Annotated in this window: 9 protein-coding genes and 1 pseudogene; 3 read left to right on the top strand and 7 right to left on the bottom strand. The window is 62.5% G+C overall.

Annotated features, from left to right (window positions below; genetic code table 11):
• Positions 1-43 precede the first annotated feature (43 nt).
• A pseudogene (locus BLU71_RS26005) lies at positions 44-410 on the top strand (endonuclease domain-containing protein); the annotation flags it as partial.
• A 214-nt stretch (positions 411-624) separates the two neighbouring features.
• On the opposite strand, the gene BLU71_RS26000 reads toward BLU71_RS26005, so the two are convergent.
• The 4 genes from BLU71_RS26000 to ptsP form a co-directional block, all read right to left on the bottom strand.
• Positions 625-2,166, bottom strand: a complete 1,542-nt coding sequence (locus BLU71_RS26000; RefSeq protein WP_083354209.1) for an alkaline phosphatase D family protein — start codon at positions 2,164-2,166, stop codon at positions 625-627.
• A gap of 181 nt (positions 2,167-2,347) precedes the next feature.
• Positions 2,348-4,081: a PTS fructose-like transporter subunit IIB gene (locus tag BLU71_RS25995; protein ID WP_083354208.1), complete on the bottom strand. Its 1,734-nt coding sequence runs from the start codon at positions 4,079-4,081 to the stop codon at positions 2,348-2,350.
• Positions 4,082-4,092: 11 nt separating this feature from the next.
• Positions 4,093-5,034: a 1-phosphofructokinase gene (pfkB, locus tag BLU71_RS25990; protein WP_083354207.1), complete on the bottom strand. Its 942-nt coding sequence runs from the start codon at positions 5,032-5,034 to the stop codon at positions 4,093-4,095.
• Positions 5,034-7,895, bottom strand: coding sequence for a phosphoenolpyruvate--protein phosphotransferase (gene ptsP, locus BLU71_RS25985; RefSeq protein WP_083354206.1), 2,862 nt, complete (start codon positions 7,893-7,895; stop codon positions 5,034-5,036). The genes pfkB and ptsP overlap by 1 nt, the downstream gene beginning before the upstream one ends.
• A gap of 305 nt (positions 7,896-8,200) precedes the next feature.
• Between ptsP and cra the strand changes: the two genes are divergently transcribed.
• Together cra and BLU71_RS25975 are read left to right on the top strand one after the other, a co-directional pair.
• A complete protein-coding gene (gene cra, locus BLU71_RS25980) occupies positions 8,201-9,196 on the top strand; it encodes a catabolite repressor/activator (protein WP_042608873.1) in 996 nt (331 codons plus the stop codon).
• A 3-nt stretch (positions 9,197-9,199) separates the two neighbouring features.
• A complete protein-coding gene (locus BLU71_RS25975; RefSeq protein WP_083354205.1) occupies positions 9,200-9,976 on the top strand; it encodes a TatD family hydrolase in 777 nt (258 codons plus the stop codon).
• A gap of 124 nt (positions 9,977-10,100) precedes the next feature.
• Here the strand turns inward: BLU71_RS25975 and BLU71_RS28255 are convergent, their stop codons facing one another.
• The 3 genes from BLU71_RS28255 to ampD form a co-directional block, all read right to left on the bottom strand.
• Positions 10,101-10,790 (bottom strand): methyl-accepting chemotaxis protein, encoded by a 690-nt coding sequence (locus BLU71_RS28255; protein ID WP_370695133.1) that lies wholly within the window; start codon positions 10,788-10,790, stop codon positions 10,101-10,103.
• Between the two features lie 1,629 nt (positions 10,791-12,419).
• Complete coding sequence (ampE, locus tag BLU71_RS25965) at positions 12,420-13,259, bottom strand: regulatory signaling modulator protein AmpE (protein ID WP_042608870.1); 840 nt, start codon at positions 13,257-13,259, stop codon at positions 12,420-12,422.
• Positions 13,256-13,816, bottom strand: coding sequence for a 1,6-anhydro-N-acetylmuramyl-L-alanine amidase AmpD (ampD, locus tag BLU71_RS25960; RefSeq protein ID WP_042608869.1), 561 nt, complete (start codon positions 13,814-13,816; stop codon positions 13,256-13,258). The genes ampE and ampD overlap by 4 nt, the downstream gene beginning before the upstream one ends.
• Between the last annotated feature and the right edge of the window lie 43 nt (positions 13,817-13,859).

The raw sequence follows: 13,859 nt of genomic DNA, 5'->3' as shown, positions 1-13,859 counted from the left end.
CTACTGTTAAATCTCCAGTCAACTTCACAAGGATCGTGAAGCCATGCCAATCCGCCCCACCCTCGCCCAATTCGCCCGCCAGTTACGCACCAACCAGACAGATTGCGAACTCCTGCTCTGGCAGCGCCTGCGTTCCCGGCAGATCGCCAACCTGAAATTCCGCCGACAGTTTCCATGTCCACCGTATGTGCTGGACTTCTACTGTGTAGATTTGAAGTTGGCGATTGAGCTGGATGGGGGGGCAACACTATGAAACGGGCGGGATGATTCACGACCGGCGCCGGTCGAACTTCCTGTATCAACAAGGCATTCAAGTCGTGCGATTCAGTAATCTTGAGGTACTTCAGCAGATGGACAATGTGTTGGAGCAGATCATCAGAATTGCGGCGGACCGGAGAATGCCCTCACCCTGGCCCTCTCCCAGAGGGAGAAGGGACCGACCGCAAATCATTTACGCTATACACCGACCTGAACGTCCTGCACTGAATCCAGAATCGTGCTGATTGCGGTACCCGATCCATAATCGCCTCGGTCTCCCAGGTCGATGTATGACGCAAGACACCTCGGTCGGCCCCCTCTCCCTCCGGGAGAGGGCTGGGGTGAGGGGCTTTTGATCTGGAGTAATTAAACAGGCTGCAACTTCTGCTCAAACACCGCCACGCCATCCAGATCCCGCAACACCACACTCATTTCGCCACTCTGCCCTTCAATATTCACCTCACCAAAAAACTGAAACCCGGCAAACGGCGAGGTGTTCTGCGCAGGCGGCGCTTTCTCGAACACCACCTCCGGGCCAAACGTCTTGTCCAACGGATTCGGCCCGAAACTGCCGGCATTCAGCGGCCCGGCGACGAATTCCCAGAACGGTTCGAAATCCTGAAACGCCGCGCGATCCGGATGGTAGTGATGCGCCGCGCAGTAGTGCACATCCGCCGTCAAAAACACGAAATTGCGCACCTGCTGCGCGCGCAGGAATCCGAGCAATTCGGCAATTTCCAGTTCGCGCCCCTGCGCCGGTCCAGGGTCGCCGTTGGCCACGGCTTCCCAACGCGCAACGCCCGGGCTGACCTCGCCGTCCGGGACGCCAAGGCCGATGGGCATGTCCGCCGCAATCACTTTCCACTGCGCCTTCGATGCCTTTAATTCGCGCTTGAGCCAGTCCAGTTGCTCGCGCCCGAGAAAAGGTTTGGCCGCGCCAAAATTGTCATCATTGGCTTCGCGATAACTGCGCATATCCAGCACGAATACATCGAGCATCGGCCCGTAACTGAGCTTGCGATAGATCCGCCCGCCACCGTCCGCCGCCTGTAAGCGCATCGGCGCATATTCGAGCCATGCTTGCCGCGCGCGCCCCACCAGCTTGTGGATATCTTTCTCCTGATAGCGCTCATCCAGCTGTTTGCCTGGTGACCAGTTGTTGACCACTTCGTGATCGTCCCACTGCCAGATCTGCGGCACTTCGGCGTTGAAGCGGCGGATGTTTTCGTCCATGAGGTTATAGCGATAGTTGCCGCGATAGTCGTCGAGAGTCTGCGCGACTTTGCTCTTGGCTTCGGTGGTGATATTGCGCCAGACGCGGCCACTCTCGGTGGTCAGTTGCGCAGGCACCGGGCCGTCGGCGTAGATGGTGTCGCCGCTGTGGATAAAGAAGTCCGGCAGGCGCAGGCGCATGGCTTCGTAGATGCGCATGCCGCCGATGTCCGGGTTGATGCCGAAGCCCTGGCCGACGGTGTCACCGCTCCAGACAAAACGGATGTCACGCCTGGCCGTCGGCACGCTGCGCAGATGACCGAACCACGGTTCGCTGGCGACGCCAGTCTGGGCGTCTTCGAAGTGCACCCGATAGAAGATTGCCTGGTTGGCCGGCAGGCCGGTGAGTTCAACGCGGGCGGTGAAATCGCTACGCGCATCGGCTAACGGCGAGACGAATTTGCGCGGGTTGCCGAACAGGCTGCCGGTGTCCCACTCGACCACCATGCGCGCCGGGCGATCGCTGCGGCTCCAGATCATCGCGCGGTCGCCGAGCAGGTCGCCGGACTGCACGCCGTCGGTGAGCTGCGGACGATCCTTGACCGAGGCAATCACCGCCGGCGCCAGCCCCGGCAGCAACAGCCCGGCACCAACCGCTTGCATGACGCGACGCCGGCCGAGATTGAAATCGCTCATGGTGTTCTCCCTGCAAAAGGGAAAACTTAAACACGGGTGTATGAACCCGCTATGACATTGGCCACACAGCAATTCAAATGTAGGAGTGAGCCTGCTCGCGATTGCGGTGGGTCAGTAACTTCAACACTCACTGACACATCGCTATCGCGAGCAGGCTCACTCCTACAAGGGGATCGCGTTGTCAGGCGTTGACGGGTTCGACTGCCAGCTCGACAGCCTCAGGCCTTTTGAGCAGCGCATACACCACCGCCGTGACCAGGCTCCCCGCGACAATCGCCAGCAGATACAGCAGCGCATGGTTGATCGCATTCGGGATCGCCAGCACGAACAAGCCACCGTGCGGCGCCATCAGTTTGCAGCCGAAGTACATCGACAAGGCACCCGTCAGCGCGCCGCCAGCGATGCTCGCCGGGATCACCCGCAGCGGGTCTTTGGCGGCAAACGGAATCGCCCCTTCGGAGATAAAGCACAGGCCCAGCACGAAAGCCGCTTTGCCGGCCTCACGTTCAGTCTGGGCAAACTTGCGCCGGGCAATGAACGTGGCGATGCCCAGGCCAATCGGCGGCACCATGCCGGCGGCCATGGTCGCGGCCATCGGTGCGTAACTCTGCGAGGCCAGCAGCCCCACCGAAAACGCATAGGCAGCCTTGTTGATCGGCCCGCCGAGGTCGACGCACATCATGCCGCCGAGCAACACGCCGAGCAGAATTGCGTTGGTGGTGCCCATGCTGTCGAGGAACTGCGTCAACGCGGCGAGCATGCCGGCGACCGGTTTGCCGACCACGTAAATCATCACCAGACCGGTGACCAGACTGGCCAGCAACGGGATGATCAGAATCGGCTTCAACGCCTCCAGGCTCTGCGGCAACTTCACATAGCGGGCGATGGCTTTGGCGGCATAACCGGCAATGAAACCGGCAATGATCCCGCCGATGAAGCCGGCGCCCAAGGTGCCTGCGAGTAGACCGCCGATCATCCCCGGCGCAAGGCCCGGGCGGTCGGCGATCGAGTAGGCGATGTACCCGGCCAGCAGCGGCACCATCAATTTGAACGCGGTTTCGCCGCCGATCTGCATCAGCGCCGCCGCCAGCGTGCCTTCTTCCTTGTACGCGGTGATGCCGAACACGAAGGACAGCGCAATCAGCAAACCACCCGCCACCACCATCGGCAGCATGTACGACACACCCGTGAGCAGGTGCTTGTAGACGCCGGTTTTCTCGGACTTGGCAGCAGCCTTGCCGTCGCTTGCCGCACTTTCTACAGCGCCTTCAGCCAAGGCTTTTTTCAGCGTCGCTTCGGACTGCTTCAGCGCAACGCCAGTGCCGCAGCGATAGATTTTCTTGCCGGCGAAACGCTCGGTGGCGACGTCGATATCCGCCGCCAGCAGGACCACATCGGCCTCGGCGATGGCCGTTGCGCTGAGCGGGGTTTTCGCGCCCACCGAGCCTTGGGTTTCGACCTGCAATTCATAGCCCAGACGCTTGGCAGTCTGCTGCAATGCTTCGGCGGCCATGAAGGTGTGGGCGACACCGGTCGGGCACGCGGTGATAGCAACGATGCGCGGCGCACGCGGCGTATCGATCGCCGGTTCGACCTCGCTCGCCACGTAGACTTCTGCTTCTTCAGCACCGCGACGCAACACCGCTTCGACATCCTGCAAGGCCTGCGCCGGAGCAATCTGGAACACGCGCTTGCCGACAAACCGACTCATGTCCACCGCGCCAGTGGTGACCAGCAAGACCCACTCCGCCGCTTCAATGGTGGCGGCCGACAATTCGCGTTCCGGGTGCGCCGGATCGACCACTTCGACGCTGGTGCTCCAGCCCTGGCGCTGCGCCGCTGCATCGAGCAGACGCGCGCACAGGACACTGGTGACCATGCCGTTCGGGCAAGCCGTAACAATGGCTAACTTCATGACAAACCCTCTTATTGTTCTGTCAGGGGGCGCACGCGCACGCCCTGTTCGAGCTGCGCCAGTTGCGCAGGGTCGTTGATGCCAAAACCGATCTGGGTCACCGCCATCGCCGCAATCGCGGTGGCGGTGCGCAGGGTTTGTTCGGGGGTGTCGGCGCTGAGCAGACCGTGGAGCATGCCGGCGAGCAATGAATCGCCGGCACCGACCGTGCTGGCCACGCTGACCTTCGGCGGCGAGGCATGCAGGGCCGAGCCGACACTGAACCAGTTCACGCCGTCAGCGCCGTGGGAGATCACCACGTGCTCGATACCTTGCGCATGCAAGCGTGCGGCGGCTTGTGCTTCGGCGATTGGCGAGACCACTTCGCAGCCGAGTGCGTGGGCCAGTTCTTCGGTGTTCGGTTTGATCAGCCAGGGGCTGGCCTGCAACGCGGCGCGCAGGGCTTCACCGCTGGAATCGAGGGCGACTTTCAAGCCGAGTGCATTGAGCTTGTCGATCAGCTCGCGCAGCCACTGCGCAGTGACGCCGCGCGGCAAACTGCCGGCGACCACTACCGCATCGTGCCCCGGCGCGATCTGCAGCAGGCGATCAAGCAACGCTTGCTGCGCATCTGCATCGACCACCGGGCCCGGGCCGTTGATGTCGGTGATGCGCCCGTCCTGCTCGGCGACCTTGATGTTGCTACGCGTCTCGCCGGGCACGCGGATGAACGCGTCGACAAAACCACGCTTGACGAACAGGGTTTCGAACGCTTGCAGATTGTCTTCACCGAGAAAGCCGCTGACGGTGAGCTGATGGCCGAGGTCCGCCAGCACCTGGGCGACGTTGACGCCTTTGCCCGCAGCGTGGGTGTGCATCTCGTCGCTGCGATTGACCTGACCAGCATCCAGCCGTGACAGCTCGACGGTCAGGTCGAGTGCCGGGTTGAGAGTCAGGGTGAGAATCTTGGCCATTACAGGGCCTCCACTAATGCGCGCACTTCATTGGCGCTGCCCACGGCCAGGGCCTGTTGAGCGAGGGTTTGCGCCTGGGTCAGGCTGAGTTCACGGATGCGCGCCTTGACTTCGGCAATGCTGCGACCGGACACGCTGAGCTCGTCGACACCGAGGCCGACCAACACCGGCACCGCCAGCGGATCGGCCGCCAGCTCGCCGCAGACGCCTACCCATTTGCCATGGGCATGGGCGGCGCGCACGGTGATGTCGATCAGTTGCAGCACCGCCGGGTGCAAGCCATCCGCCTGCGCCGACAGGGTCGGATGACCACGGTCGATGGCCAGGGTGTATTGCGTGAGGTCGTTGGTGCCGACGCTGAAGAAGTCGACTTCCTTGGCCAGCACCGGCGCGAGCAATGCGGCCGACGGTACTTCGATCATGATCCCCAGTTGCAGATCGGCGACCGGGATTTCCTTGCGCAGGCGTTCGGTCATGTCGCGGGCCTGACGCCACTCTTCGACGCTGCCGACCATCGGGAACATGATCCGCAGCGGGCGGTTGTCCGCCGAGCGCAGCAGGGCGCGCAGTTGCGCTTCCATGATCTGCGGACGCTGCAGGGTCAGACGAATGCCGCGCACACCGAGGAACGGGTTTTCTTCCTTGGCGATCGGCCAATATGGCAGCGGTTTGTCACCGCCGACGTCGAGCGTACGCACCACCAGCGGACGCCCGGCGAGACCATCGAGGACGCGACGGTACTCGGCCTCTTGCGTGGCCTCGTCCGGCGCCTGCGGGTGGGCCATGAAAATCAGTTCGGTGCGCAGCAGACCGATGCCTTCGGCGCCCTGCTCCACCGCACTGGTCACGCCTGCGCTTTCGCCGATGTTGGCGAACACTTCGACCGCGTGACCATCGGTGGTGTGCGCCGGTTGATGGCGTTGTTCGGCGGCGATCTTCAGGCGTTGCTCGCGGGTGTCGCGTTCTTCAGCGGCGCGTTGCAGCGTCGCGGCATCGGCGTCGACATGCAGACGGCCACGCTGACCGTCGAGCAACAGTGGCGTGCCCGGTTCGAGCAGCAACACCGCCGCACCCGCACCGACCAGCGCCGGAATTCCAAGGGCACGGGCGACGATGGCGCTGTGCGCGGTAGCGCCACCGCGCGCGGTGAGGATCCCCGCGACTCGCGCAGGATCCAGCCGCGCCACATCGGACGGGCCGACTTCGTCCATCACCAGAATGTACGGCTGCTCCGGCTCATTCGCGGTCTGCACGCCACACAACTGCGCCAGCACCCGGCGACCGATGTCACGCAGATCCGCGGCTCGCTCGGCGAGCAAAGCGTCCTGCAGCGATTCCTGCTGTTTGGCGGCGGCTTCGATCACCGCCATCCACGCCGCTTCAGCGCTTTCGCCTTGCTTGAGGCGGGTATCGACTTCGTCAGTCAGATCCGGGTCGTCGAGCATTTCCTGGTGAGTGATGAAAATCTCGCGGATTGCTTTGGCCTTGCTGCGTTCGATCAAGCCCTGAATGTCGCGGCGCACGTCGCTCAGCGCTTGCTTGAGGCGCTCGCGCTCGATCGCCGCCGACTCGCCGCGCAACGGGTAATCGATGGCCTGCAGCACCTGAATGTGCGCCGGGCCGATGGCGATGCCCGGGGCGGCGGGGATCGCTTGCAACAGGCTGCCGGAGGCCGGAGCGACCAGCACTTCGGCGATGTCGGCGATCACTTCGCGCTGCTGACTCACGGCCGGCAGCGGTTCGACCTCTTCACCGAGGCCTTCTTCAATCGCCGCGAGCAGGGCCGGCAAGGCATCAGCGGCGATGCTCGGTTCGGCGATCAGCTCCAGCACCTGACCGCGCCGGGCGCCGAGGCTGAGCAGTTTGCTCAGGCTCTTCACCGACACGGCACTGTCCTGACTGTCGACGATGCGCACGCGAATTTCGCCATCAAAACTTTTCGCCAGCTGCGCGAGGATCTTCGCCGGGCGTGCGTGCAAACCGTGGGCATTGGCCAGGGCAATACGCGCGCTCGGCCAGTCAGCAGGCAGTTCACCGCCCAACACTTCGAGGACTTTGCGGCTGCTGGTGGCGCGGCCCAGTTCGTGGCCGCGACCTTCGATCAGCAACGCGCACAAACGCTCGAGCAGTGCCTGATGCGCCTCGCCCAGGCTCGCCAGGCAGAACAGACCGCTGAGCGGCTGGCCGAGGTAGCGCATCGGTTTGTCCGGGGTGACGAATGCCAGCCCCGGACGCTTCACGGTTTGCTCGCTGTGCAGCCACCACAGACCATCGCCGAGTGGTAGCGCTTCAACCTGCTGCAACACGCCGGCAAAGCCGTTGCTCACGCAGTCGGCCTGACGCAGCAGACGCGCGCCGCGCCAGACCAGTTCTTCGAAATCGTCGGCCGACACACCGAGGCCGATCATCTGTGCGTCCAGCGCCAGTTCCTGCGGCGCGCCTTGCAGCAACTTCAGCAACGCTTCGGGCGAGCTGGCGCGACGCAACGCCTGGCCCAGATCGGTCTCACCGAGGGCACGGGTCAATAGTTGCAGCAGACGCAGGTGTTCGTCGGATTTCGCCGCGATGCCGATCGCCAGATAGACGATCTGGCCATCGCCCCAGTCGACGCCGTCAGGAAACTGCATCAGGCGCACGCCGGTGGCGAATACCTGATCGCGGGTTTCCGGGGTGCCGTGGGGAATGGCGATGCCTTGACCGAGAAAGGTCGAGCCCTGGGCTTCCCGAGCCTGCAGGCCGGCGAGGTAGCCGTCGGCCACCAGACCGTCGGCGACCAGATGACTGGCGAGCAATTGCAGGGCGGCGGGTTTATCCACGGCCGACTGGCCCATGGATATCTGCTCTATAGTGAGCTCGAGCATGCGATCTCCTTTTTGGCGCAGTTCAACGCCAGGTATTGTTTTGAATGGTTCACAGCTTAGGCGCTCTGCCGCGCTTTTCAGCGGCAGTTTTGGCGGTTTCACGGCAGGACCGGCCAAAGGCGTCCAAAACGTAGAAAATACGCTTGCTGAAACGTTTAATCTAGATTGATCGGCACGTTACTCGATAATGTCTCATCCTTGAAGTCCAACTGGTCGGATCTGCCTGGGCAATAAGTCGGCTGCCCTTATCGGGTAGGATTGGCGAAAATGTCGCGGCATGCTCGAAAAAACAAGGAAATACCGGGTTGAAACTCAGTGATATCGCGCGGTTGGCCGGCGTCTCCGTCACCACCGCCAGCTACGTCATCAACGGCAAGGCCGAACAGCAACGCATCAGTAACGCGACCGTCGAGCGCGTGCGCGCGGTGGTCGATCTGCACGGCTTTACGCCCAATCCGCAAGCGGCCGGCCTGCGCAGTCGGCACACGCGCACCCTGGGTTTTATCCTGCCGGATCTGGAAAACCCCAGTTACGCGCGGATCGCCAAGTTGCTCGAACAAGGCGCGCGGGCACGCGGTTATCAGTTGCTGATCGCCAGTTCCGACGATGCGCCGGACAGCGAACGCCAGCTCCTGCAACTGTTCCGCGCCCGGCGTTGCGACGCGCTGATCGTCGCCAGTTGCCTGCCCGCTGGTGATGACAGCTATCGCCAGTTGCAGGCCAAGGGTCTGCCGATTATCGCCATCGACCGGGTCATGGAACCGGAGCATTTCTGCTCGGTGATCAGCGACGACCGCGAGGCCAGCCTGCACCTGACCCAGAGCCTGCTCGATCCACAACCGAAGCAGATCGTGCTGCTCGGCGCCCGTCCGGAATTGAGCATCAGCCAGGAACGTGCTGCCGGTTTCCGCGAAGCGCTCAAAGATTTCCAAGGCGAGGTGCTGATCGAGCACGCCGAGTCGTTCAGCCGCGAGTGCGGCAAGCAACTGATGGAAGAACTCCTGCAGCGCCTGGGGCATTTGCCTGACGCGCTGGTGACCACTTCTTACGTGCTGCTGCAGGGCGTGTTCGATGCACTGCATGATTTCCCGCTGAAATCGCGGCCGCTGCGCCTTGGCACCTTCGGCGACACGCAGTTGCTGGATTTCCTGCCGCTGCCGGTCAACGCCATGTCCCAGCAACACCAGTTGATTGCCGACAAGGCCTTGGAACTGGCACTGGCCGCCGTCGAGCAGGACGATTACCAGCCGGGCGTGCAAGCCATTGCGCGGACCTTCAAGCAGCGTATTCATCGGGACTGAAGCGTGGAGCTGATCGACAGTCACACCCATCTCGACTTTCCCGACTTCGACGCCGATCGCGCGGCGCTGCTGGCCGAAAGCCGCGCCCTCGGGGTGCGGCGCATGGTCGTGCTCGGAGTGCATCAGGGCAACTGGCAACGGGTGTGGGACCTGGTGCAGAGCGATGCCGACCTGTATGCGGCGTTCGGTCTGCATCCGGTGTTCCTCGATCAGCATCGCCCTGAGGATTTGCACGCATTGGGTGACTGGCTGACGCGCCTGCGCGGGCATCGGCAGTTGTGTGCGGTGGGCGAGATCGGTCTGGATTATTTCATCGAAACCCTCGACCGCGAGCGCCAGCAAGCGTTGTTCGATGCGCAACTGCAACTGGCGGCGGATTTCGACTTGCCGGCGCTGATCCACGTTCGCCGCAGCCATGCGGCGGTGATCGCCACGCTCAAACGCTTCAAGCTCAAACGCGCCGGCATCATCCACGCCTTCGCCGGCAGCCGCGAAGAAGCGCGGGAATACATCAAGCTCGGTTACAAACTGGGTCTTGGCGGTGCACCGACCTGGCCGCAGGCATTGCGCATGCATCGGGTCCTGCCGGAACTGCCACTGCACTCGGTGGTGCTGGAAACCGACTCACCGGACATGGCCCCCGCCATGTTCCCCGGCCAGCGCAACAGCCCGGCGCATCTACCGGCGATTTGCGCGGCGCTGGCCGAGCTGATGAATATCACCCCTGAACAACTCGCCAACGTCAGCACCACCAACTGCTGCGAAGTCTTCGGCTGGTAACACCGCTATCCCCTGTGGGAGCGAGCCTGCTCGCGAAAGCGATCTGTCAGTGAGATCGTCAGTGCCTGCCCCACCGCCTTCGCGAGCAGGCTCGCTCCCACATTTTTGATCCGGCACCAGCCTCTCAGACGCGAAATGCGCTGATCAGTTGTTTGAGTTCAACCACCTGCGCCGACAGCGCGCGGCTGGCATCTTCGGTCTGGTGCGCGCCTTGCGCCGTGCGTTCGCCGGCGCGGTTGATCTCGACGATGTTCTGATCGATGTCATGGGCCACGGCGGTTTGCTGTTCCACGGCAGCGGCGATCTGCTGGTTCTGGTCGACGATCATGCCCACCGCGCCGAGAATATTTTCCAGCGCTTGCTGGACCTTCTCCGACTGCCCGACCGTGCCATTGGCCATCTGATGGCTGACGCCCATGGCCTTCACCGCCGCGCCGACGCCGCCATGCAGTTTGGCAATCATCTGCTCGATCTCCTCGGTCGATTGCTGGGTGCGCTTTGCCAGGGTGCGTACTTCGTCGGCGACCACGGCAAAACCGCGCCCCTGCTCGCCGGCCCGGGCCGCTTCAATGGCGGCGTTGAGCGCCAGCAGGTTAGTCTGCTCGGCGATGCTCTTGATCACTTCCAGTACACGGCTGATCGACTGGCTGTCACTGGCCAGTTGATTGATCACCAGCACCGACTGATCAATCTCGCTGGCCAGCGCGGCAATGCTGCCCTGCTGCGATTCCACCAGACCGCGCCCGCTCAGGGTTTCGTCGTTGACGCTGTGGGCGCTGCTCACCGCTGCCGCAGCACTGCGGGCAACTTCCATTGAGGTCGCCGACATCTGGTTCATCGCCGTCGCCACTTGTTCGATTTGCGTACGCTGGCCGGCGACAGCCTGATTACTCTGCGCCGACACGCTCTCCACTTGCCCGGCCTGACGCTCGACTTCGCCGACGGTGTGGCCGACGCGTTCGATCAGGTCGTGAATCTTCTTCACCGTGCCGTTGAACACCTCGCCCAATTCGCCCAGTTCATCGCGGCTGCTGGCCTTGAAGTTGACGGTCATGTCACCGGCCGCGACTCGGTCCATCATCGCCCCGAGGCTTTTCAGGGTGGTGCGGGTCGAGGCGTAGAAACCGCCGTAAAGATAGAAAATCAGCACGAACACCACCGACAGCGCCGACGCTTGCAGAACCATGTGCATGCGGTTCTGCGCCAAACGTTGCTGCAACTGGCTGTCGAGAAATTTCAGCGTGGCTTGATTCAGCTGATAGGTGTGTTCCATCAGGCCGGTGACCTGATCGTAAAACCCCTGCCACGGCGCATCGAGGGTGTCGGCCATCACCACTTGTTCTTCGAACAATTCGCTGGCCTGCTTGAGCGAGGCCTTGCTGCTGTCGGCCTGAGCGCTGAGGGATTCACGGGCAGCGCTGCTGGAACCGAGGGCGTCTTGCAGCTTCAGGGCGTACTCGGCCTGGAGTTTTTCGATCTGCACCAGCAACTCGTCAAAACGCGTGCTGGAAGAACTGTTGAGAAAGCCCTGGCCCAACGAATACGAACCCATCGCCCGGCCTTCGCCGAGCGTCTGCGTGACGCTCGGGGTGATCAGCGTGACCAGTTCGCTGAGCTGGCGAATATCACTCTGGTTATCGCGGCTCAGCCCGGCCTGACTGGTGATGATCTGGCTGAAAATCTGCGCACTGGCCAGCAACTTGCCGATCAACGCGCTTTTGCTTTGCAGCGAGCTTTCCGCTTGTTGGGCTTTGAACGCGGCGATCATTTCATCGCGTTTGGCTTCGAATTGCCTGATCTGCTCGGGGTCTTCGGTCATCGCCGTCAGCCCTTCGAGGCGCGCGAGCACGGCCTGCTCCAGCGTCTGGATCTGCGCTTCGACATTGCCCGCCTTGCCGGACTGGCCGAGGGTGACGTCGATCTGCACCAGATTGTTCAGGGTTTCCAGATCCCGACGCAGGCTCAGGCTGCTGCCCAGCAGGTCGAGGCTTCGCAGTTCGACACGGGTGCCCTGAAATTCGCGATAGGAGTCGCGCACCAGATAGAAATTGGTCACCAGCATCGGCACCAGGAACAGCACGCTGATCAGGCTGAACTTCATGCCGAAGCTCAGACGGTTCATCAGCGAGACGGCGGGATAGAGCAAGCTCTTCACTGGAAGTCTCCCTTGGTTTTTCTTGTTTTTATTGGCAGGCGCGGGGCGACAGCAGATAGCCACTATCGGGCGCTATCCCTGTATAGCGCAAAACGACGGGGGGTTTTGTAACTTAAGGTTAACAACGCAAGGACCAGCAACAGAGCACTGTGGCGAGGGAGCTTGCTCCCGCTCGGCTGCGTAGCAGTCGCCAATCAGACAAAAGCGTTGCAGGTGACGAACAGCGAGGGCGGCTTCGCCACCCAGCGGGAGCAAGCTCCCTCGCCACAATATGTTCATTTCAGATCGTTAGTGAACCAGAACAGTCCACAAGGCAAACCCGGCATACCACAGCACTGCCGCGCGCAGCAGCAGTTCCCACAGGCAGTCGAGGGTGTTGATGCCGTCCGGGCCGACCGCTGGCGGCGGGATTTCCCCGGCGGCCAGGCCGACCTTGTTGATCAACTGTGCAGCGCTGATGTTCCAGTTGAGCAGCTCATGCAGCATCACTCGGCTGACCGCGACGAAGTTGCCGACCAGGGCCAGACTCGCCGCCAGCAAACGCACCGGCACCCAATCGAAGGCGTGACGCAACTGCGCCGCACGCTCGACCAGCGCCGGATTGTTGCCGTGCTCTTCGGCCAGCGCCAGCAAGCGATAGGCCAATGCCGCCACCGGGCCGAGGAGGAAGTACCAGAAGATCACCGCGAAGAAACTCTGATAGGCCTGCCACAGCAGATGCCCTTGCACCCGCTCGAGCAATTGCTCGCCGCTGTCGGCGCAGATGTTCAGGTCGCGCTTGGCCACGTGCGCCGCCGCTTGCAGGTCCTCGCGGCGCCAGGCATCGCGGAACGGGCCGAGGCCGCCGAGCAGATCGCCGCGTCCGAGGCTGTAAATCACCACCAGCAAATGCACCGGCAGCGCCAGCAAACCGTACGCCACCGGCTCCAGCACCAGCAACAACAGCGCCAGCAATGCCACCGGGAACAGCACCAGTATCGTCAGCACCAGCCACGGTTGTTTCGCCAGCCGCTCACCGGCTTCGAGTTTGTGCAGTTCGCGGATCCATCCGCCATCGCGTTGAAGCCGATGGCGCAGGGCCGAAAACTTCTCGATCCACAGCGCCAGCAGTAACACCAGAAAACTCATTGTCCTTCCTCTTTTGCCAGGGCCGCGCGGTAGCGTGCCCAGTCGAATGCCGGTCCCGGATCGGTCTTGCGCCCCGGTGCGATATCGCTGTGGCCGCAGATGCGCTGATCGGTGATCGCTGGAAAACGCTCCTGCAACTGCCGGGTCAGCGCAATCAGCGAGCGATATTGTTCGTCGGTGAACGGCAGATCATCGGTGCCTTCCAGCTCGATGCCCACGGAAAAATCGTTACAGGTTTCACGACCTTCGAACAGCGAAACGCCGGCATGCCACGCCCGCTCCAGACAGGAGACAAACTGGGTGACCTTGCCGTCACGTTCGATCAGAAAATGCGCCGAGACGCGCAGGTCAGCGATGCCTGCAAAGTACGGGTGTTCGGTGACATCCAGACGATTCTGGAAAAATTCCTGCACCTTGCCCGTGGCGAATTGCGCCGGCGGCAGGCTGATGTTGTGGATGACCAACAGGGACACTTCGCCCGCCGGGCGCTCATTGAAGTTGGGTGACGGGCAGATCTGCACGCCATGACACCACCCGCTCGCGGGATCCAACTGCATACCGATTCCTTCAACGCCGACCATGTGGGCGCCCAGTATGCCG

The sequence above is a fragment of the Pseudomonas moraviensis genome (assembly GCF_900105805.1).
GTDB lineage: Bacteria > Pseudomonadota > Gammaproteobacteria > Pseudomonadales > Pseudomonadaceae > Aquipseudomonas > Aquipseudomonas moraviensis_A.
This window is presented reverse-complemented; position numbering and strand designations above follow the sequence as displayed.